Consider the following 21,709-nt stretch of genomic DNA (forward strand, 5'->3'; position numbering starts at 1 on the left):
GCTGATCATGATGGGGTTCTGAGCGGATCGCCACGCGTCGGACCTTCCTTCCCTCTCCCCTCTGCGAGGGGCGAGGGAGGAAAGGCCCATCGCTCCTAGAAGGCCGACCAGCTTTCATTGGCGGCGCGGGGAACGGATTGGCGTTTCGTCCGATGTTCCTTCGGCTCGGCCATCCGGACGGGGGCGGCGGGTGCCGCGTCCAGCCGGAAGCGGGCGACCGCGCGCGACAGCTCCTCCGCCTCCTCGGCCAGGTTGCGCGAGGCGGCGGTCGCCTGTTCGACCATCGCGGCATTTTGCTGCGTGACCATGTCCATCTGGGTCAGGCTGACATTCACCTCGCCCAGCCCGGTCGCCTGGCGGTTCGCATCGGCGGCGATCGCAGTCATCATCGTGCCGAGCTGGCCCATGCCGTGATTGATCCGCTCCAGCGCCTCGCCGGTTTCGCCGACCAGCGCGACGCCCGTCCGCACGCCGCCCGCGCTGGCCAGCACCCGCGCCTTGACGTCCTTGGCGGCTTCGGCGGACCGCTGGGCGAGCGCGCGAACCTCGGAGGCGACGACGGCGAAGCCCTTGCCCGCGTCACCGGCGCGCGCCGCCTCGACCCCGGCGTTCAGCGCCAGCAGGTTCGTCTGGAAGGCGATGCCGTCGATCACGCCGATGATCTGTTCGATCTCGGCCGAGGCCCGCTCGATGTCCGCCATCGCAGTGCGGGCGCGGACGACCACGGCGCCGCCGTCGCGCGCATCGGTTCGCGTCTTTTCCAGCGCCTGGACGGCCTCGGTCGCGCCGCTGGCGGCGTGGCGGACGGTCGCCGTGATCTCGTCCATCGCGGCGGCGGTTTCCTCCAGGCTGGCGGCCTGTTGCTCGGTGCGCTGCGACAGATCGTCGGACGCCTGGCGGATATCCATCGCCCCCGCGCGCACGCCACCCGTCGCACTCACGACCGCGCTGAGCGCGGCGTGCAGCGCGGTGATGGCGGCATTGAAATCCGCCTTCAGCCGGTCGAACGGCGCGGCCAGCGGCGCCTCGATCCGGGCGGTCAGGTCGCCCTGTGCCAGCGCGGACAGGCCCTGGCCGATGCTGGTGACGATCAGATCGGTCTGCGCCGCCTTGCTCGCCTCGGCGCGGGCCAGCTGGTCGCGAAACTCGGCCATGGACCGCGCCATGTCGCCGACCTCGTCCCCGCGCGTGGCATGGGGGATAGGCCGGTCGACCCGGCCCTCGGCCAGGGCGCCCATCGCGTGGCGCAGGTCGTGCAGCGGCCGCACCACGGTGCGCAGCGTCATGGTAAGCCCCGTCGCCAGTCCCGCCACGGCCAGCAGAATCGTCGACCCGATCAGGATCCAGCGCCCCTGTTCGGCGACCGCATCGGCGCGGGCGTGGAGGTCCGCAATCTCCTGGGTCAGCGCGTCGATGCGCGCATCGGCGATCTTGGAGGCGCGGCGTTCGGCCGGTCGAACCGATTCGCGGAAATGGGCAAGTGCCCCGGCACGGTCGCCGGTGGCGGCCAGGCGCCCGACCTGTTCCAGCTGCTCGCGAACATTCGCCTGCGACGTGACATAGTCGGGGGAGACGGCTGCATAGGGATCGGTACGCAGTTGCGCCAGCTGCTCGGCAAAGCGGGTCAGTCGGGTATCGAACTTGTTCTGGATCGTGCGATGCTCGGCGGGATCGGCCTCGATGACCAGGTTCAGCGCATCACGCTGAAGCGAGCGGCTGATCGAGCGTGCCTCCGCCAGGCGTAGCATCGCGGCCTCTGCCGCGCCGGCCGCGGCATTGGCCTCGGCCACGCGGGCCGCGATGTGGAGCGTGATCGCCGACAACCCCGCCAGCAGGAGCATCGAGATCAAGGCAGGGGCAATCAGGCGTGCCGCTACGCTTTTGAAAATCATGACAAATCCGTGACAGTTTGGGGCCGGAGGCCGAGCCCGCCCTGTCGTGCGGCAGCGGTTATAAATGGGTTAAGAAAGCCGAATTGGTCCGGCGATTTTCGCGGTCGTCACAGGATCGCGCCGAACAGGCGCAGGATGCCGTTCGCGATCCCCCGCCCCGGTTGGCGCAGCGGGCGGACGAAGCGCAGGCGCAGGACCAGGCGCATGGCTTCCGCCTCGTTCCACACCTCGTGCGGGAAGGTATCGTCGAACACCAGCGTCTGCCCTTCCGCCCAGCGGACGATACGATCGCGCACCCGCATCCGCGCGCCGCCGTCACGGGGCACGACCAGCCCGAGATGACAGCTGATCAGCGCCTTGGTCGCGCCGCGCGGCGGGGCGACATGCGCACCGGGGGCGAGCAGGGCGAAACCGGCATCGTGAAGCCCGGGCACGGCGGCCAGGGCCTCGGCCGTGCGGGGGCAGGCGGCGATCCTGTCATCCAGGGCGCGGCCGTTCCGCCAGAGCGGTATGATGCCGCACGGGGCGAGGGGTGGGGTGCCCTCGACCGCCAGCGTCAGCGCTTCGTCGCGAATCGCCGACCAGTCGCGGCGCAGCGCATCGGTCCAGCCGAAATCGCGCACGTCGAGCACCGGCTCGTTCGAGGCGAGGGACGATCCGGCGATCCAGCCGTCCAGCAGGCGACAGGCGCGCAGCATCGGCGGGACGGGCGACACGGGCATGGAGACGGTGACAGGGGCCAGTCGGACGAGGGCTTCGGCGGGGCGGACGGGCGGCGGCGGACCGGCAGGGCGATCGGTCTCGCCCGAATTGTGCCATATTGTGCCCGGCCCCTCGCTCTGGGCGCGCGCATTCATCGACTTGGTCATCACGTTCCGCACTTCCCCGGCCCGACCCCGGCGCCCGGGCATCAATGGCCCTTGTGACGCGGGTTCGGTGGAAAGGCGGGTAGCGCGCCACTGGGTCGAAATGATGGCGGACGCCCAGGGCTTGCGGCCCAATCGCGGCGCTTTGGGGCGATTTAGGGGCGGCTGGCGATCCGCCTTGCGCCGGGTTAAGAGGGCGCATGGCGTTTCCGTCCCGCGCAATGCGCTGTCTTGCCCTGCCGGTCCTTCTGGGACTGGCGCTTCCCGTCATCGGCCAGGTTCCCACCAACGGCCAGACGGACAATCGCTCCGTCCCGCAAGGTATGCCGGTGCCGGCGAGCGTGGTGGGCACCGCCCCCGATCCGCTCGCCCCGCTGCCGCCGATTGCCGGCGTCGACCAGTCGCCCTGGCTCTACAAGGGCTCCGACCTGCCGCAGGACAAGATGTGGAAGTTCGGGCGGCTGGCCAATGGCCTGCGCTTCGCGGTCCGGCGCAACGGCGTGCCGCCGGGGCAGGTGGCGGTGCGGGTGCGGATCGACGCGGGCTCGCTGAACGAACAGGATTCGGAGCGCGGCTTCGCACATCTGATCGAGCACCTGTCCTTCCGCGGATCGCAGCATGTCCCCGATGGCGAGGCCAAGCGTATCTGGCAGCGGCTGGGCGCGACCTTCGGCTCGGACTCCAATGCGTCGACCACGCCGACCCAGACCGTCTATCAGCTCGACCTGCCCGGCGCGACCGAGGCGGGGCTGGACGAGAGCCTGAAGATCCTCAGCGGCATGATGGCCGCGCCGTCGATCACCGCCCAGTCGCTGAACGCCGAGCGCCCCGTCGTGCTGGCCGAGCGGCGCGAGCAGCCGGGGCCGCAGGTCCGCTATTCGGACAAGCTGCGCGAGACCTTCTTCGCCGGTCAGCCGCTGGCCGAGCGCTCGCCGATCGGCCAGCTCAAGACGCTGGAGGCCGCGACGCCCGAGACGGTGCGCGCCTTCCACGATCGCTGGTATCGCCCCGAACGCGCGGTCGTCATCATCTCGGGCGACATGGACCCGCTGTTGCTGGCGAAGCTGGTCACGAAGAATTTCGGGTCGTGGCAGGGCGTGGGGCCCAATCCGCCCGATCCCGATTTCGGCAGCCCCAAGGCCGATGCTCCGGTCGCGGGCGCGCTGGTCGAGCCGTCCATGCCGCCGGTCGTGGCGATGGCGGTGCTTCGCCCCTGGCATTATCAGGACGACACCGCGATCTTCAACCAGAAGCGGATGGTCGACATGGTCGCCGCGCGCCTCATCAGCCGCCGCCTGGAAAACCGGGCGCGGGCGGGGGGCAGCTTTCTGCAGGCCAGCGTCGCGCTCGACGACGTGTCGCGCTCGGCCAATCTGACCACGGTCAACGTCGTGCCGATCGGCGACAATTGGGAAGCCGCGCTGAAGGACGTGCGGGCGGTCATCGCCGACGCGATGGCGACGCCCCCGACGCAAGCCGAGATCGACCGCGAACTGGCCGATTACGACGCGATCCTGCGCAACGAGGTGGATACCCAGCGGGTCGAGGCCGGCTCGAAACAGGCCGACGACATGGTCGGCGCGCTCGACATCCGCGAGACGGTGACGGCGCCCGAAACCAGCTACCAGATCTTCAAACAGGCGGTGGCGGCAAAGATGTTCACGCCGGACACGGTGCTGGCCTCCACCCGCAAGATCTTCCAGGGCACGGCGACGCGGGGGCTGGTCAACACCCGCACCGCGCAAGCGGATGCGGTCGCCCGGCTGACCGCCGCGCTGAAGGCCGATGTCCGCCCGCTGGCCGAGCATCGCCGCCGCCAGGGCGCGATCAGCTTCGCGCAGCTGCCCCGGCTGGGCGCGCCCGGCAAGGTCGTGTCGCGCGAGAAGATCGGCGAACTGGGGCTGGAAAAGATCACCTTTGCGAACGGCGTACGGATGCTCCTGCTCGCCAATGACGGCGAGACGGGGCGCGTCTATCTGCGTGTCCGGTTCGGGCGTGGCTATGACGCGCTGCCCGCGACGAAGGAGAGTCCGGCCTGGGCGGCCGATCTGGCGCTGGTCGCGGGTGGCATCGGCAAGTTCGACCAGGGCGATCTCGATCGGATGACCGCCGGGCGGACCATGGGCATGGACTTCGATATCGACGACGATGCCTTTGCCTTCAACGCCTTGTCGTCGCCCGGCGATTATGCCGACAATCTGAAGCTGATGGCGGCCAAGCTGGTCGCACCGCGCTGGGATGCCGCGCCGGTCAACCGGGCCAAGGCGGCGATGCTGGCGGGCTATGACGGGTTCGATTCCTCGCCAGACGGGGTGCTCGACCATGATCTGGAGCGGTTGCTGCGCGACGGCGATCCGCGCTGGGGCACGCCGCCGCGCGACGTGGTGGCGGCGACCACGCCGGAGGCGTTCAAGGCGCTCTGGGCGCCGCTGCTCGCCTCCGGTCCGATCGAGGTCTCGGTGTTCGGCGATGTGAAGGCCGATGACGCGATCCAGGCGGTCGCCGACAGCCTGGGGGCGATCCCGGCGCGTGCCCCCGTCGTGGGGCCGGTGCCGCCGATCCGCTTCCCCGCCCATGTCGCGACCCCGGTCGTGCGCTATCATACCGGCCCCGCCGACCAGGCGGCGGCGGTCATCGCGTGGCCGACCGGCGGCGGTTCGGCGGGGGACCAGGTCCGCAACCGCCTCGACGTGCTGGCGCAGGTCTTCGCCGACCGGCTGTTCGACCGGATGCGCCAGCAGGCGGGCGCAAGCTACAGCCCGCAGGTCGCCAGCCAATGGCCGATCGGCCTGCCCGGCGGCGGGCGGATGATCGCGATCGGCATGGTCGCGCCCGACAAGGTCGATTTCTTCCTGGCGACCGCGCGGTCGATCGCCGCCGACCTGGCATCCAAGCCGATCGAGGCGGACGAGTTGCAGCGGATCAAGCGTCCGATGGCGCAGCGTCTGGCCCGCATGGCCTCCGGCAACATGTTCTGGATGCAGCGGCTGGGCGGGGCGGCCTATGATCCCAAGCGGATCGAGGCGACCCGGCGGCTGGCCCAGGATTTCGTGTCGATCGGCCCGGCGGATCTGCAGGCGGTGGCGGCACAATATCTGCGGTCGGACACCGACTGGACGCTGAAGGTCGTGCCGAAGGCGAAGTAATCCTCCCCGCTCGCGGGGAGGGGGACCATCGCGCAGCGTTGGTGGAGGGGGCGTGCCGAAAGGGGTGCCCCATGTGGAAGCCCCCCTCCACCAGCCTGCGGCCGGTCCCCCTCCCCGTGCCGGGGAGGAACCTGTCGCTTTCCCGCTCGTTTACACCGCCAACCACCTTTGTGCGCCGCAATATCCGCGCCACTCTTTCGCTTTGCGCAGCTTTCGGCTATGGCGCGCGGCGACATACCCTCCGAACAAGAGAAATTTGCATGAGCCTCCGCAACGTGGCGATCATCGCGCACGTCGACCATGGCAAGACGACCCTGGTTGATCAGCTGTTCCGCCAGTCGGGCACCTTCCGCGACAACCAGCGTGTCGAAGAGCGCGCGATGGACTCCAACGACCTGGAAAAGGAGCGCGGGATCACGATTCTCGCCAAGCCGACCTCGGTCGACTGGACCCCGCCGGGCAGCGACGAGTCGATCCGCATCAACATCGTCGACACCCCCGGCCACGCCGACTTCGGCGGCGAGGTGGAGCGCATCCTGTCGATGGTCGACGGCGTCGTCCTGCTGGTCGATTCGTCGGAAGGCGCGATGCCGCAGACGAAGTTCGTGACCGGCAAGGCGCTGGCGCTCGGCCTGAAGCCGATCGTCGTCGTCAACAAGGTCGACCGCGCCGACGCGCGTATCCAGGAAGTGCTGGACGAAGTGTTCGACCTGTTCGTCTCGCTCGACGCGAATGACGAGCAGTTGGACTTCCCCGTCCTCTACGCCTCGGGCCGCAATGGCTATGCCTCGACCGACATGGACGCGCGCGAAGGCACGCTGATCCCGATGTTCGAGACGATCGTGAACCACGTTCCCGCCCCCAAGGTGGAAGTCGAGGACGTGCCCTTCACCTTCCTGGTGACGTTGCTCGATCGCGACAACTTCCTGGGTCGCATCCTGACCGGCCGCGTGAACTCGGGCACGGTCAAGCTGAACCAGGCGATCCACGCGCTCGACGCCGAGGGCAATGTGATCGAAACCGGTCGCGCGTCGAAGATCCTGTCGTTCCGTGGCCTGGACCGCGTGCCGGTCGAGGAAGCCAAGGCGGGCGACATCATCTCGCTGGCGGGTCTGGCGGTTGCGACGGTGGCGAACACCATCGCCGACACCAGCGTCACCGTGCCGCTGCAGGCGCAGCCGATCGATCCGCCGACGCTGTCGATGCGTTTCGCGGTGAACGACTCGCCGATGGCGGGCCGTGAGGGCACCAAGGTCACCAGCCGCATGATCCGCGACCGCCTGATGCGCGAAGCGGAATCGAACGTCGCGGTGAAGGTCACCGAGAGCGACGACCGCGACAGCTTCGAGGTTGCCGGTCGCGGCGAACTCCAGCTGGGCGTTCTGATCGAGACGATGCGCCGCGAAGGCTTCGAGCTGGGCATCAGCCGCCCGCGCGTGCTGTTCGGCGAGGACGAGGACGGCAAGAAGACCGAGCCGTACGAAACCGTCATCATCGACGTGGACGAGGAATATTCGGGCACGGTCGTCGAGAAGATGAACCTGCGCAAGGCCGAGATGACCGACATGCGTCCCTCGGGCGGCGGCAAGACCCGCATCACCTTCTCCGCGCCCTCGCGCGGCATGATCGGCTATCACGGCGAGTTCCTGTCGGACACGCGCGGCACCGGCATCATGAACCGCCTGTTCGAGAAGTACGGCCCCCACAAGGGCAAGATCGAGGGTCGCAAGAACGGCGTCCTGATCTCGAACGGTGCCGGCGAGGCGCAGGGTTATGCGCTGGGTCCGCTCGAAGAGCGCGGCATCCTGTTCGTCGGCCATGGCGAGGCGCTCTATGAGGGCATGATCATCGGCGAGAACGCCAAGACGGATGACCTCGAGGTCAATCCGATGAAGGCGAAACAGCTGACCAACTTCCGCGCGTCGGGCGGCAAGGACGACGCCATCCGCCTGACTCCGCCGAAGAAGATGACGCTGGAACAGGCCATTGCGTATATCGACGACGACGAGATGGTCGAAGTGACCCCGAAGTCGATCCGTCTGCGCAAGCGCTACCTCGACCCGAACGAGCGCAAGCGCGCGGCTCGCTCGAAGGCGGCGTAATCAGGCTAGCCAATCGGAAAGGGGCCGGGCGGAAACGTCCGGCCCTTTTTCTTTGGGAGGCGTCCGTGGCCTTCGACTTCGCTCAGGCTGAACGGAGGTTGGTATGTTTGCCGGGGCCGAAAAATCCGATTCCACGCGTCTACCGCCCCGTTCAGCCTGAGCGAAGTCGAAGGCCACGTCCCTCGCGCCGCTATGTCCCAACCAGGACCATCAGAAAAAAAGCCCGCCTCCTTGAGGGAGACGGGCTTCCGAAAAAGTATTTAGGGAAGGGGCCTTACGCCCGCTCGGCTTCCTTGCGCGCGCGTTCCTCGTAGAAGTTGCGGACCACGTCCCACGCCTCTTCGGCGGTTTCGACGTAGGTGAAGATGCCCAGGTCGCGCTCGGACACCACGCCTTCCTCGACCAGCGCGTCGAAATTGACAACGCGTTCCCAGAAGGCACGGCCGAACAGCAGCACGGGGATGGGTTGGATCTTGCCCGTCTGGATCAGGGTCAGCAGTTCGAACAGCTCGTCGAACGTGCCGAACCCGCCCGGGAAGGCCGCCAGCGCGCGGGCGTGCAGCAGGAAGTGCATCTTGCGCAGCGCGAAATAGTGGAACTGGAGCGAGAGCGACGGCGTGACGTAAGGGTTGGGCGCCTGCTCGTGCGGCAGGACGATGTTCAGGCCCACCGACTCGGCGCCGACGTCATGCGCGCCGCGATTGGCGGCTTCCATGATCGACGGGCCGCCGCCCGAGCAGACGACGAATTGCCGCATCCCGCGATCGTCGCGGGGCAGGCGGCTGGTGATCTGCGCCAGCTCGCGCGCGATGTCGTAATATTTGCTCTTGGCGACCAGGTTCTCGGCGATCCGACGCGATTTGTCGTCATGCGCCAGGTCGAGCATGGCCTGCGCCTTGGCGGGCTCCGGGATACGCGCCGAGCCATAGAAGACGAAGGTCGAGGCGATCTTGGCCTCTTCGAGCAACAGCTGCGCCTTTAGCAGCTCCAGCTGGAAACGGACGGGGCGAAGGTCTTCCCGCAGCAGGAAGTCCATATCCTGAAAGGCCAGCGTATAGGCGGGGCTTTCGGTCTGGGGCGTCGAGACGATCGTCTTGGCGCTCTCGGCGTCCTGGCTGGCATTGGGAAAGACGCGGTTCGGTACTTGGGTTTTATCGGTCATTTCAGATGATGTAGGGGATCGCTGCCTCTCGCGCTACCGGCAAAAATGCGCGGCATCATCCTCCAGGTGCAGGTGGTTGCGGTGCGCCGCATTGTAATCCGGGGTCAGCACCGTGCCGAAGCGCCGACAGGCGGAGGCGCGAATGGTCGCCCAGAACTGGCGGATCTGCGGATCGGTCGAATGCCAGTCGTTCAGCAGGGTGATGCGCCGCCCGTCCTTCAGGACGAAGCCGCCGACATCGACCGCATTGGCCAGCGCATGGCCCGACCGCCGGTCGCCCATCCGGCTGGTGCCGACGATGTTGCGACAGGCATAGCTGCCCATGCCCTCGACCTTGACCAGTTGCGATCCCAGTATCTGCCACGCGGCGGGGGCGACGGCGTTGCGGATCCAGCCGGCAAAGGCACGCGCATTGCCGCAGCGCATCGCCGTGACCCCGGTTACCGGCACGCCGATATCGGTCAGCTGCACCGCGCCGTACAGGCCGCAGCCGGGGCCGAGTTCCTTGTCGGGCAGGCGGCGATAGTCGACGCCCTCGCGCCGCAGATCGGCCTCGCATTGCGCCGTCTCGCGGATCGGCGGGCGATAGGGTTCGGGGCGTGCGGCCTGTTGGACCGGGCGCTCGGAACGATCGGGGCGTCCGCAGGCGGAGAGGAGGGCCGCGCCCAGAATCGGGACGACCAGCGGAAGGGGGATGCGCACCATGGTCCCCCTTTCCGCTGCCGCTCCGCTTTTGTCAGCAGGGATCAGGCATCCGGAGCCGGTTCTGCGACATGTTCCAATATGTCCCCCGGCTGGCATTCTAGCACGGTGCAGATCGCATCCAGCGTGGTGAAGCGGATCGCCCGCGCCTTGCCCGTCTTCAGGATCGAGAGATTGGCCAGCGTCAGGTCGACCCGCTCGGCGAGTTCGGTCAGCGACATGCGCCGGTCCAGCAGCAGCCGGTCGAGATTGATGCGGATCGCCATCAGATCGTTCCGTCCGCCTCTTCGCGCAGGCGAACGCCCTCGCGAAAGACCTGGGCCAGCACCAGCGTCAGCAGGATCGCAAACACCCCGTCGACGCCCATCGGCTTGACGATGTCGCGCGACTCGAAGGGCAGTATGGGGGGCAGGACGAACTGCAACAGATAGGCGACGGCGATCGTCGCCGCGATCCAGTGCAGCCGCTTGACGTTGGCCAGGGTGAAGGGCTGTCCCGCCGCCGTGCTGCGCAGCATCTGGATCAGCGGCAGCAGCGCGGCCCAGACGAGCGACAGCACCATCAGCATGACCGCCAGCGCGGCGGCGACCACGCCCGGCGTCTTCATGTCCAGGGCCTGTGCGTTGACGTGCACCGCCCCCAGCGCGCCGGGCGAGATCGAATCGACGATCAGCACGCCGACCGACGCCAGGATGATGGCCGTGACGAATGCCAGCAGGCCGAGAAGCGTGGCATAAAGCAGCATGCTGATGTGACTGGCAAAGCGTGTCATCGTCGATTCTCCCATTCTGTTCCGATATCGAAATTCAATATTGTGTTATCGAATGTCAATCAACATAAATATCGAATTTCGATATTCCATGCTATGTCAGATCGGGAGCGTGGACTGGTCTTACTCGGGCGGGACCTGGCTCTCGGTGGCGATGCGTGCGCTCTGCAACATGCTGATATCGCGAAGCAATCGACAGGTCAGCACGGCCAGCGGCGCGTCGATGACGATGCTGGCCACGTGCATCCAGGATGCCGAAATCCATTGGTCCGGCGTTTCCGTCACGCCCAGGATCATCGCCGTGACATTGCCGTAGATGCTCGCTCCGATCAACAGGCCCCACCACAGCCGCAGCCAGGTCGGCACGTCGACCGATTCGGGCGCGCCGGAGTCGATGGTGGCGCCGCGGCTTTCCCGAATCCCCTCGAACGGCTTCCAGAGACAGGCAACGGGCACGAAGAACCAGCCGACATTCCAGCCTGGACTGATCGTCATGGCATCGCTCCACTGCTGTGCGTTGCGATTCACGACATAGACCCAGCGCAGGAACGCGATGTGGTAGAGAATCGAGATAAGGACGAACCCGATATGGGTGGGATCCGGCGAGTCGGCGAGGCGAGCGATCGCCTCCGGCGTCTGGGGGGCATCGCCAAGGCCGCCCAAGAGCTTGATACGCCAGACATATAATGCCGTCTGGACGATGCTGCCGACCAGCCAGAAACAGGCGAGCGCTGTGGTCCAGCGCGCCAGGCGCTTCGGATTGCTGAGCATGTGAAATTCCCCCTTTGCCGGTTCCCTAGACGCAATATTGCGTCGACGCGATTGTGGTTGTCATCTTCGATCGACATCGCTAGGGCCGTCGACGGGCCACGCGGTCCCAACGCCGCGCGTGCTCTCTGTGAGGAGAGTCTTAAATGACTAATGTGATTGCCGCTGACGCCATTCTTGCGCCCGCGAAGCCCGCCACCAAACCGGCGCGTCCCTATTTTTCCAGCGGTCCCTGCGCCAAGCCTCCCGGTTGGGAAGTCGCCAAGCTCGCGACGGACAGCCTCGGCCGTTCGCATCGCTCGAAGCTCGGCAAGCAGCGTCTGCAATATTGCATCGACCTGATGCGCGAGCTGCTGAAGCTCCCCGACACCCACCGCATCGGCATCGTCCCCGGCTCCGACACCGGCGCGTTCGAGATGGCGATGTGGACCATGCTGGGCGCGCGCGCCGTCACGACGCTCGCCTGGGAAAGCTTTGGCGAGGGCTGGGTGACCGACGCGGTCAAGCAGTTGAAGCTCGAACCGACCGTCCTGCGCGCCGATTACGGCCAGATCGCCGATCTGAACGCGGTCGACTGGTCGAACGACGTGCTGTTCACCTGGAACGGTACCACCAGCGGCGTGCGCGTGCCGAACGGCGACTGGATCGCCGACGACCGCGAGGGCCTGTCCTTCGCCGACGCGACCAGCGCGGTGTTCGCCTATGACCTGCCCTGGGACAAGATCGACGTCGCGACCTTCTCGTGGCAGAAGGTGCTGGGCGGTGAGGGCGCGCACGGCGTCCTGATCCTCGGCCCCCGCGCAGTCGAGCGTCTCGAAACCTACACCCCCGCCTGGCCGCTGCCCAAGGTGTTCCGCCTGGTGTCGAAGGGCAAGCTGGCCGAGGGCGTCTTCAAGGGCGAGACGATCAACACGCCGTCGATGCTGGCCGTCGAGGACGCGATCTTCGCGCTCGAATGGGGCAAGGGGCTGGGTGGCGCGGCGGCGCTGGTCAAGCGCTCGGACGCCAATGCGGCGGCGCTGAACAAGATCGTCGAAGAGCGCGACTGGCTCGGCCATCTGGCGGCCGATCCGGCGATCCGCTCGACCACCAGCGTCTGCCTGACGGTCGAGGGCGCGGACGAGGCGCTCATCAAGAAGATGGCCTCGCTGCTGGAGGCCGAAGGGGCCGCCTATGACGTGGCGGGTTACCGCGACGCGCCTGCGGGCCTGCGCATCTGGTGCGGCGCCACCGTCGAGACCGCCGATGTCGAAGCGCTCGGCCCCTGGCTCGACTGGGCCTACGCCACCGCCAAGGCCTGACCTTATCTTAGCCCTCTCCCCCTCGGGGAGAGGGTTGGGTGAGGGGCGGTTCTAGGCCAGGCGGCGCGTGTGTCGCCAAGCCCCAACCCCTCACCCCGACCCTCTCCCCAGTGGGGAGAGGGAGAAATCCCCCTATTCCTGGAGCTTGTCTCATGCCCAAAGTTCTCATCAGCGACAAAATGGACCCCAAGGCCGCCCAGATCTTCCGTGAGCGCGGGGTCGAGGTGGACGAGATCACCGGCAAGACGCCGGACGAGCTGAAGGCGATCATCGGCGACTATGACGGCTTGGCGATCCGCAGTTCGACTAAGGTCACGAAGGACATCCTCGAGCACGCGACGAACTTGAAGGTCGTCGGCCGCGCCGGGATCGGCGTCGATAACGTCGATATCCCCGCCGCCAGCGCCAAGGGCGTGGTGGTGATGAACACCCCCTTCGGCAACTCGATCACCACCGCCGAACACGCCATCGCGCTGATGTTCGCGCTCGCCCGCCAGCTGCCCGAGGCCGATGCCTCGACCCAGGCCGGCAAGTGGGAGAAGAACCGCTTCATGGGCGTCGAGCTGACGTCGAAGACGCTGGGTCTGATCGGTGCGGGCAATATCGGCTCGATCGTCGCCGACCGCGCGCTGGGCCTGCGCATGAAGGTCGTCGCCTTCGACCCGTTCCTGACGCCTGAGCGCGCGATCGAGATGGGCGTGGAGAAGGTCACGCTGGACGAGCTGCTGGCGCGCGCCGACTTCATCACGCTGCACACGCCGCTGACCGACCAGACCCGCAACATCCTGTCGGCCGAGAATCTTGCCAAGACCAAGAAGGGCGTCCGCATCATCAACTGCGCGCGTGGCGGCCTGATCGACGAGGATGCGCTGAAGGCAGGGCTCGACTCGGGCCATATCGGCGGCGCGGCGCTCGACGTGTTCAAGGTCGAACCGGCCAAGGAAAGCCCGCTGTTCGGCACGCCCAACTTCATCTCGACCCCGCACCTCGGCGCGTCGACCACCGAAGCACAGGTCAATGTCGCGATTCAGGTCGCCGAGCAGCTGGCCGATTTCCTGGTCTCGGGCGGCGTCACCAATGCGCTCAACATGCCGAGCCTGACCGCCGAGGAAGCGCCCAAGCTGAAGCCCTATATGGCGCTGGCGGAAAAGCTCGGCTCGCTGGTCGGTCAGCTGTCGCACGGTGCGGTGACGGGCATCGCGATCGAGGCGGAGGGTGCGGCCGCCGCGCTCAACCTCAAGCCGATCACGGGTGCGGTGCTGGCGGGTTTCATGCGCGTCCATTCGGACACGGTGAACATGGTCAACGCGCCGTTCCTCGCCAAGGAGCGCGGCCTCGACGTGCGCGAAGTGCGCCATGACCGCGAGGGCGACTACCACACGCTGGTCCGCGTGACGGTGACGACGGCGGACGGCGAGCGTTCGGTCGCGGGCACGCTGTTCGGCGATCAGGCCCCGCGCCTGGTCGAGCTGTTCGGCATCAAGGTCGAGGCCGATCTCGCCGGGCCGATGCTGTACGTCGTCAACGAGGACGCACCGGGCTTCATCGGCCGCTTGGGCACCACGCTGGGCGAGGCGGGCGTTAATATCGGCACCTTCCACCTCGGCCGCCGCTTGGCGGGCGGCGAAGCGGTGCTGTTGCTCTCGGTCGACGAGGCGGTGGACGCGGACCTGCTCGCCAAGGTCAAGGCGCTGCCGGGCGTGAAGACCGCGATGGGCTTGGGGTTCTAATCTAAAAAGCCCTCTCCCCCTCGGGGAGAGGGTTGGGTGAGGGGCGGGGGCTGGGCGATAGCGCTGTGCCAAGCCCCAACCCCTCACCCCGACCCTCTCCCCAGTGGGGAGAGGGAGTGGTATGCTCCTCGGAACAGGGGGAGCCATTCACATGCAGACCGATCCGGTGCTCCGCGACCGCGCCCGCGCAATGCGTCGCGCAATGACCGAACCCGAAAAGCGCCTCTGGCTGATCTTTCGCGACCGGCGCTTCCAAAGGATCAAATTCTCCCGCCAAGTCCCGATCGGCCCCTATATCGCCGACTTCGCTGCGCGGTCTCACAAGCTAGTCATCGAGGTTGACGGCGATACGCATAGCGACCAATCACGCGATGCCCGTCGTACGGCATGGCTGGAGCAGGAGGGATATCGGGTGATCCGCTTCCCAAATGCGGACGTCATGACCAACCCCGACGGCGTGGCGCACACGCTGATGAACAGGCTTATTCGATGACCGCGCTCCTTCCCGAAGGCTATCACGACCGTCTTCCCCCCTATGCCGATGCCGCCGCATCGGTCGAGGCGCGGGTGCTGGAGGCGGCGCGGCTGCATGGCTATGAGCGCGCCGATCCGCCTTCGATCGAGTTCGCCGAGGCGCTGGGTTCGCGCCTGAAGGCGGGCGGCCTGCATGATGCGGTGCGCTTCGTCGATCCGGTGTCGCAGCGCACGCTCGCCATCCGGCCCGACCTGACCGCGCAGGTGGCGCGGATCGCGGCGACCCGCATGGGCCATCACCCGCGCCCGGTGCGGCTGTCCTATGCGGGCACCGTCGTGCGGCTGCGCGGCTCCGAACTGGCGCCTGCGCGGGAGTGGCGGCAGATCGGGGCGGAGCTGATCGGGCTCGACTCGACCGCCGCTGCGACCGAAGTGGTGCGGGTCGCGGTCGAGGCGCTGGTCGCGGCAGGGACGACCGGCATCTCGATCGACTTCACGCTGCCCGATCTGGTCGACCTGCTCGCCGCCGGGCCTCTGCCGGTCGCGGCGGATCAGGTCGCGGCGCTGCGTGATCGGCTGGATGCCAAAGATGCGGGCGGGGTCGCGGCCATCGCGCCCGACTATCTGCCGCTGGTCGAGGCCGCCGGGCCGTTCGCCACCGCGATGGAGCGGTTGCGCGCCTTCGACACCCAGGGCGTACTAGCCAGCCGTCTCGATGCGCTGGAGGCGATCGCCGCCGCGCTGGGGGAGGGGGTGTCGATGACGCTCGACCCGACCGAACGCCATGGGTTCGAATTCCAGAGCTGGCTGGGCTTCTCGCTGTTCGTCGCGGGCCCGCCGCGCGAGGTCGGGCGTGGCGGCACCTATACGATCTTCCACGAGGATGGCGCCGAAGAGAAGGCGACCGGCTTCTCGCTCTATGCCGACGCCATCGTCGCGACCGCGCCGCCGACCGAGCGGCGGCGGCTGTTCCTGCCCTTCGGCACCGCGCCTGCGACGGGCGCATCGCTCCGGGCACAGGGCTGGGTGACGGTGCAGGCGCTGGAGGAGAGCGACACGCCCCAGGCGCAGCTCTGCACCCATATCCTGACGGATGGCGAACCGCGCGCCATCGCCGGTTGACATCAGGGGGCGCGTCCCGCTACGCGCGCCCCGCACATCTTTGGAAACCCCCTCGCGCCGAGTCCTGTCGAAGGGCGCATGGGGTCCGTCCGGCAGGCGGAGCATAGCATCCATGGCAAATGTAGCAGTCATCGGCGCGCAATGGGGCGACGAGGGCAAGGGCAAGATCGTCGACTGGCTGGCCGAGCGCGCCGACATGGTCGTTCGCTTCCAGGGCGGGCATAATGCCGGCCACACGCTGGTCGTCGGCGAGAATGTCTACAAGCTGTCGCTGCTCCCCTCGGGCATCGTGCGCGGCACCCCCAGCGTCATCGGCAACGGCGTCGTCCTCGACCCCTGGGCGCTGAAGGCCGAGATCGAGCGGCTGGGCGAGCAGGGCGTCCATGCGTCGCCGGAGACGCTGCGCATCGCCGACAACTGCCCGCTGATCCTGCCGATCCACCGCGACCTGGACGGTCTGCGCGAAGATGCGAGCGGCGCGGGCAAGATCGGCACGACGCGGCGCGGCATCGGCCCGGCGTACGAGGACAAGGTCGGCCGCCGCGCGATCCGCGTGTGCGACCTGGCGCATCTGGACGATCTCGGCCCGCAGCTGGACCGCCTGTGCGCGCATCACGACGCGCTGCGCGCCGGGTTCGGCGAGCCGCCGATCGATCGCGAGCGCCTGCTGGCCGATCTGCGCGAGATCGCGGCCTTCGTCCTGCCCTTCGCCAAGCCGGTGTGGCGCGACCTGAACGAGGCGCGGACGGGCGGCAAGCGCATCCTGTTCGAGGGCGCGCAGGGCGTGCTGCTCGACATCGACCATGGCACCTACCCCTTTGTCACCTCGTCCAACACCATCGCAGGGGCCGCGGCGGGCGGTTCGGGGCTGGGGCCGTCGGGTGTCGGCTTCGTGCTGGGTATAGCCAAGGCGTACACCACTCGCGTCGGCTCGGGCCCGTTCCCGACCGAGCTGGAGGACGAGACCGGCCAGCGCCTGGGCGAGCGCGGGCATGAGTTCGGCACCGTCACGGGCCGCAAGCGGCGCTGCGGCTGGTTCGACTCGGTGCTGGTGCGCCAGTCGGCGGCGGTCGGCGGCATCACCGGCATCGCGCTGACCAAGATCGACGTGCTCGACGGGTTCGACACGGTGAAGATTTGCGTCGGCTACAAGCTGGGCGACCAGACGCTCGACTATTATCCGACCCATGCGGCGGACCAGGCCAAAGTCGTCCCCGTCTATGAGACGATGGAAGGCTGGCAGGAATCGACCGCGGGCGCGCGCAGCTGGGCCGATCTGCCCGCGCAGGCGATCAAATATATCCGGCGGATCGAAGAGCTGATCCGCTGCCCCGTGGCGCTGGTGTCGACCAGCCCGGAGCGCGAGGATACGATCCTGGTTCGCGATCCGTTTGCGGATTGATTGGGGAGTCCCCGGCGGAAGTCGGGGCCTTTTTTGTTGCGGGTGGTGTCCCGTGGCCTTCGACTTCGCTCAGGCTGAACGGGTCTTGGTACTGAACCCCGTTCAGCCTGAGCGAAGTCGAAGGCCACGCCCCAACCCAAATAAAAGACCCGGCCGCTTTTGCGACCGGGCCTTTTCCGTAGTGACGAACCCGTCAGGGCTTACATGCCGCCGCTGCTGCCCGGCGGAGTGGTGGTGCCGCCCGAGGTGCCGGTGCCGACCTGACCGCTGGTGGTCGGATCGCTGCCCAGCGTGCCGCTGCCCGTGGTGGTGGACGATCCGGTCGCATCCGGCACGGTCGACGGCGTGTTCACCGTGCTGTCCGGCGTCGTCGTGCGCGAGCGGCTCTTGTTGCGCGTCGTCGAGCGGGTGGTCGTGCTGGGCATGGTGCTCATGGTGTCGGGCTGACCCATGGTGGTCTGGCCCGGCGTCGTGGTCTGACCGGGCATCTGACCCGACATGGTCTGGCCTGGCGTGGTGGTCTGTCCAGACATCCCGCCGGTCGTGCCGCCCGATACCTGCGCCATCGCTGCGGCGGGAAGGATCAGGGCACTGGCGGCGATCACATGCATGTAACGCATTGTTTCTCTCCTGCTTATTTTCTCGTATTGGTTAACGAGGCGGGAGAACGTCCGTTCCTATAGTTAACCACACTGACCGCGATGAAGCAACGCCTGATCGGCTAAAACCAGCGCGACCATCGACTCCACAACCGGAACGCCGCGAATGCCCACACAGGGATCATGGCGGCCCTTGGTGGCGATCTGCGTTTCCTCTCCGGTGCGGGTGATGGTGTCGACGGGGGTCAGGATCGAGCTGGTCGGCTTGAACGCGACGCGCATCGTGACCGGCTGGCCCGTAGCGATGCCGCCAGCAATGCCGCCCGCGTGATTGGCCAGGAAGCGCGGGGCGCCGTCGCCGATCCGCATCGGGTCGGCATTCTGCTCGCCGGTCAGCGCGGCGGCGGCGAACCCGTCGCCGATCTCGAAACCCTTGACCGCATTGATGCTCATACAGGCCGAGGCGAGTTCGCTATCCAGCTTGGCGTAGAGCGGTGCGCCCCATCCGGCGGGCACCCCGGTCGCCTCGCACGCCACGACCGCGCCGACCGAGGAGCCGGACTTGCGCGCGCCGTCGACGATCGCTTCCCAGCGTTCGGCGGCGGCGGCATCGGGGCAGAAGAAGGGGTTGGCGTCGATCTGCGCATCGTCGAACGCGGCATAGTCGATCCGGTCGCCGCCGATCGCCTCGACCCAGGCGCGGATGCGGACCTGCGGGATCACCGCGCGTGCCACCGCGCCCGCCGCGACCCGCGCCGCCGTCTCGCGCGCCGAGGAGCGCCCGCCGCCGCGATAGTCGCGGAAACCATATTTGGCGTCATAGGCGTAATCAGCATGGCCGGGGCGATAGGCGAGCGCGACGTTGGAATAGTCCTTGGAACGCTGGTCGACATTCTCGATCATCAGGCTGATCGGGGTGCCGGTGGTCTTCCCCTCGAACACGCCGGACAGGATGCGGACCTGATCGGGCTCGCGCCGCTGGGTGGTGAAGCGGCTGGTGCCCGGACGGCGCTTGTCGAGCCAGGGCTGGATGTCCTCTTCCGACAACGCGATGCCCGGCGGGCACCCGTCGACCACCGCGCCCAGTGCCGGGCCATGGCTCTCGCCCCAGGTGGTGAAGCGGAACAGGCGGCCGAAACTGTTGAAGCTCACGCAGCGTCTCCCAGCCGGGCAAAGGCCGGCGCATGTGTGGCGGCCCCGCGCACGCCGCAGGGGATCAACCCGCCCTGCAGCGGCACCGCCAGGAAATAGTCGCCCGCATAGGGGCTGTCGAAACCGCTCGCGACATCGGCGGCGAAACCGAACCGGCCATAGAAAGCCGGGTCGCCCAGCGCGAAGCAGAGGACGACGCGCTCCTTCTCCAAGCGTTCGAGTCCGGCGGCGACCAGCGCCTCGCCGACGCCCTGATGCCGCCAGTCGCGCGCGACCGCGATGGGGGCGAGGGCGACGGCGTTGATCGGCTTGCCCCCGACCTCCACGCTCATGCGGCTGAAGGCGATCGCGCCGATCAGGCTGTCCGTGTCCTCGTCGATCGCCACCAGCATCAGCACCATGTCACCCTCGACGCACAGGTCGCGGACCAAGGCGGCTTCGGCGGGCGCGGGGAAGCTGGCGACGAGCAACGCGTCGAGCGCGGCGACGTCCTGCCCCTGGGCCGGGCGGATGGTGATGGCGGCGGAGGGCTGGTCGGACATGGGTTCGTCTTTAGCGTCGCCGGCGCGCAAGGCGCGATAGATAATGTTGCCAGCGATTCCTCCCCTGGAAGGGGAGGTGGCAGGGCGAAGCCCTGACGGAGGGGTGTCACGCTCCGTGATGGCAGGCTGTCTTTCGACCCGCCATGCCCCTCCACCATGCTTCGCATGGTCCCCCTCCCCAAGCGGAGCTTGGGGAGGATTGGGGGTTACGCCAGCGCGATGTCGGGCGCGTCCTCGGCCTTCATGCCGATGACGTTGTAGCCTGCGTCGACATGGTGGATCTCACCCGTCACGCCCGACGACAGGTCGGACAGCATATAGAGGCCCGCGCCGCCGACATCCTCGATCGTCACGGTGCGACGCAGCGGCGAATTCAGCTCGTTCCACTTCAGGATATAGTTGAAGTCGCCGATGCCGCGCGCCGCCAGCGTCTGGATCGGGCCCGCCGAGATGGCGTTGACGCGGATATTCTCCGGGCCCAGATCGACCGCAAGATACTTCACGCTGGTCTCCAGCGCCGCCTTGGCCACGCCCATGACGTTGTAATGCGGGATGACCTTTTCCGCGCCATAATAGGTCAGGGTCAGGATCGATCCGCCCTCGGGCATCATCGCCCGCGCGCGCTGCGCGACCGCGACCAGCGAATAGGCCGAGATGTTCATGGTCATCAGGAAATTGTCGAGCGTGGTGTCGTAATAACGCCCGCGCAGCTGCGACTTGTCCGAAAAGCCGATGGCATGGACGACGAAATCGATCGTCGGCCACTCGGCCTTCAGCCCCTCGAACAGCGTGTCGAGCGATTCCATCTCGGACACGTCGCAATCGAACAGGCGCGCCACGCCGAGTTGTTCGGCCAGCGGGCGGACCCGCTTTTCCATCGCTGCACCCTGATACGAAAAGGCGAGCTCCGCGCCCGCCTCCGAAAGCTGCTTGGCGATGCCCCAGGCCAGCGATTTGTCATTGGCCAGGCCCATGATGAGCCCCCGCTTGCCTGCCATCAATCCGTTCACGCCGTTACCGCTCCTGCCGGTTCACTGTCTTCAATCGCCCTCTCTAGCGCCGTTTCCGGTGGTTCCGCCAGTGCCGCGTTCAAATGCGCGCCGAAAACCAGCCCCAGGCCGATCAGATAGAAGAACAACAGCATCACGACGACGCCCGCCAGGCTGCCATAGGTCAGGTCATAGCCGCCCAGCCGCGACAGCGCCCAGGGGAGGAGTGCGGTCATGCTGACCCACCAGGCGGCGGTGAACATGGCGCCCGGCCATTTGGGGCAGTCGCTCTCGCGATACTTGCCCGGCGTGACCGAATAGAACAGCATGTAGAGCGCGCCGAACATCACGACGCCGGGGATCATCCGCGACAGGCCGACCCAACCCGCCACGTCCTGCGCGAAGGGCAGCAGGCGATAGATGAACTGCTCGGCAGCGGTCAGGATACCCGCGGCCAGGAAGGACAGCAGCGCCACGATGACCGAGGCGATCATGACGAAGGTCGAGGACAGGCGCGATTTCCAGAAGGCGGCCGTCGCCTTCACGCCGTAAGCGCGGTGGAAGATGTCGCGGATCGTCTCGATAAAACCGCCGACGGTCCACAAGCCGACCAGCCCGCCCAGCCACAGCAGCGATCCGGTCCGCGCGGCGAGCACGTCCGAAATCGGCTTGCGGAGCAGCTCGCTGACATCGGGGGGCAGGACGTGCAGGAAGCTCTCCACCGCATGTTGCGTCTCGTTGCTCTGTCCGAACAGCGACAACAGCGCGGCGGTGGTGATGAAGAAGGGAAACAGCGTCATCAACGCCAGATAGGCGAGGTTCCCGGCATGGATGAACCCGTCGTTGAACACGCCCAGGCTGGTCCGTTTCAGGATCTCGAAGGCGTAAGAGCCCGGCCGGACCTTGGCCAGTTGCCGGTCCAGCCTTTTGCGGGCCTTGCCCCGATGATGTGCACGTTCTTCGGGGGTCAGGCCAGTCGCATCGCTCATGG

19 protein-coding genes are annotated in these 21,709 nt (G+C 67.4%); 7 read left to right on the top strand and 12 right to left on the bottom strand.

Translation table 11 applies throughout. The annotated features are described in order from the left end of the window. Positions 1-95 precede the first annotated feature (95 nt). On the bottom strand, positions 96-1,892 hold the full coding sequence (locus tag QZ546_RS09370) for a methyl-accepting chemotaxis protein (protein WP_294236444.1): 1,797 nt from the start codon (positions 1,890-1,892) through the stop codon (positions 96-98). Between the two features lie 107 nt (positions 1,893-1,999). After that, entirely contained in the window at positions 2,000-2,761 is a 762-nt protein-coding gene (locus QZ546_RS09375; RefSeq protein WP_294236446.1) for an aspartyl/asparaginyl beta-hydroxylase domain-containing protein, read from the bottom strand. A 197-nt stretch (positions 2,762-2,958) separates the two neighbouring features. Here QZ546_RS09375 and QZ546_RS09380 point away from each other — a divergent pair, with 197 nt between their 5' ends. Continuing rightward, positions 2,959-5,904 carry a pitrilysin family protein gene (locus QZ546_RS09380; RefSeq protein WP_294236448.1) on the top strand — a complete coding sequence of 982 codons (2,946 nt, stop codon included), beginning with the start codon at positions 2,959-2,961 and terminating at the stop codon, positions 5,902-5,904. 260 nt (positions 5,905-6,164) lie between these two features. Next, a complete protein-coding gene (gene typA, locus QZ546_RS09385) occupies positions 6,165-8,006 on the top strand; it encodes a translational GTPase TypA (RefSeq protein WP_294236450.1) in 1,842 nt (613 codons plus the stop codon). A gap of 274 nt (positions 8,007-8,280) precedes the next feature. Here typA and QZ546_RS09390 read toward each other — a convergent pair whose 3' ends face one another. The 5 genes from QZ546_RS09390 to QZ546_RS09410 all read right to left on the bottom strand — a co-directional run bounded on the left by QZ546_RS09390 (position 8,281) and on the right by QZ546_RS09410 (position 11,410). Then, entirely contained in the window at positions 8,281-9,168 is an 888-nt protein-coding gene (locus QZ546_RS09390; protein WP_294236452.1) for a TIGR00730 family Rossman fold protein, read from the bottom strand. A gap of 33 nt (positions 9,169-9,201) precedes the next feature. Beyond that, complete coding sequence (locus QZ546_RS09395) at positions 9,202-9,873, bottom strand: extensin family protein (protein WP_294236455.1); 672 nt, start codon at positions 9,871-9,873, stop codon at positions 9,202-9,204. Between the two features lie 41 nt (positions 9,874-9,914). Continuing rightward, entirely contained in the window at positions 9,915-10,136 is a 222-nt protein-coding gene (locus tag QZ546_RS09400) for a helix-turn-helix transcriptional regulator (RefSeq protein WP_294236457.1), read from the bottom strand. After that, positions 10,136-10,642: a DUF2975 domain-containing protein gene (locus QZ546_RS09405; protein WP_294236459.1), complete on the bottom strand. Its 507-nt coding sequence runs from the start codon at positions 10,640-10,642 to the stop codon at positions 10,136-10,138. The genes QZ546_RS09400 and QZ546_RS09405 overlap by 1 nt, the downstream gene beginning before the upstream one ends. Positions 10,643-10,762: 120 nt before the next feature. Continuing rightward, on the bottom strand, positions 10,763-11,410 hold the full coding sequence (locus tag QZ546_RS09410) for a DUF4328 domain-containing protein (RefSeq protein ID WP_294236461.1): 648 nt from the start codon (positions 11,408-11,410) through the stop codon (positions 10,763-10,765). Between the two features lie 143 nt (positions 11,411-11,553). On the opposite strand from QZ546_RS09410, the gene QZ546_RS09415 reads away from it, so the two are divergent. The 5 genes from QZ546_RS09415 to QZ546_RS09435 all read left to right on the top strand — a co-directional run bounded on the left by QZ546_RS09415 (position 11,554) and on the right by QZ546_RS09435 (position 17,436). Then, positions 11,554-12,708 (top strand): phosphoserine transaminase, encoded by a 1,155-nt coding sequence (locus QZ546_RS09415; RefSeq protein ID WP_294236463.1) that lies wholly within the window; start codon positions 11,554-11,556, stop codon positions 12,706-12,708. A 152-nt stretch (positions 12,709-12,860) separates the two neighbouring features. After that, positions 12,861-14,438, top strand: a complete 1,578-nt coding sequence (serA, locus tag QZ546_RS09420; RefSeq protein WP_294236465.1) for a phosphoglycerate dehydrogenase — start codon at positions 12,861-12,863, stop codon at positions 14,436-14,438. 151 nt (positions 14,439-14,589) lie between these two features. Then, the gene (locus QZ546_RS09425; RefSeq protein ID WP_294236467.1) at positions 14,590-14,931 is read left to right on the top strand and encodes an endonuclease domain-containing protein; all 342 of its coding nucleotides are present in this window, start codon (positions 14,590-14,592) and stop codon (positions 14,929-14,931) included. Beyond that, positions 14,928-16,034, top strand: coding sequence for an ATP phosphoribosyltransferase regulatory subunit (locus QZ546_RS09430; RefSeq protein ID WP_294236469.1), 1,107 nt, complete (start codon positions 14,928-14,930; stop codon positions 16,032-16,034). The genes QZ546_RS09425 and QZ546_RS09430 overlap by 4 nt, the downstream gene beginning before the upstream one ends. Before the next feature lie 112 nt (positions 16,035-16,146). Beyond that, positions 16,147-17,436 carry an adenylosuccinate synthase gene (locus QZ546_RS09435; protein WP_294236471.1) on the top strand — a complete coding sequence of 430 codons (1,290 nt, stop codon included), beginning with the start codon at positions 16,147-16,149 and terminating at the stop codon, positions 17,434-17,436. A gap of 200 nt (positions 17,437-17,636) precedes the next feature. Here the strand turns inward: QZ546_RS09435 and QZ546_RS09440 are convergent, their stop codons facing one another. The 5 genes from QZ546_RS09440 to QZ546_RS09460 form a co-directional block, all read right to left on the bottom strand. Beyond that, positions 17,637-18,056, bottom strand: a complete 420-nt coding sequence (locus QZ546_RS09440) for a hypothetical protein (protein ID WP_294236473.1) — start codon at positions 18,054-18,056, stop codon at positions 17,637-17,639. 63 nt (positions 18,057-18,119) lie between these two features. Further along, a complete protein-coding gene (aroC, locus tag QZ546_RS09445; RefSeq protein WP_294236475.1) occupies positions 18,120-19,187 on the bottom strand; it encodes a chorismate synthase in 1,068 nt (355 codons plus the stop codon). Next, positions 19,184-19,729, bottom strand: coding sequence for a GNAT family N-acetyltransferase (locus QZ546_RS09450; protein WP_294236477.1), 546 nt, complete (start codon positions 19,727-19,729; stop codon positions 19,184-19,186). Before QZ546_RS09450 ends, aroC begins: the two co-directional genes overlap by 4 nt. Before the next feature lie 206 nt (positions 19,730-19,935). Further along, a complete protein-coding gene (fabI, locus tag QZ546_RS09455) occupies positions 19,936-20,727 on the bottom strand; it encodes an enoyl-ACP reductase FabI (RefSeq protein WP_294236520.1) in 792 nt (263 codons plus the stop codon). Positions 20,728-20,735: 8 nt separating this feature from the next. Beyond that, positions 20,736-21,707, bottom strand: a complete 972-nt coding sequence (locus QZ546_RS09460; RefSeq protein WP_294236479.1) for a YihY/virulence factor BrkB family protein — start codon at positions 21,705-21,707, stop codon at positions 20,736-20,738. Positions 21,708-21,709 lie beyond the last annotated feature (2 nt).

Origin of the sequence: uncultured Sphingomonas sp., assembly GCF_913062585.1 — a bacterium.
Taxonomy (GTDB): Bacteria; Pseudomonadota; Alphaproteobacteria; order Sphingomonadales; family Sphingomonadaceae; genus Sphingomonas.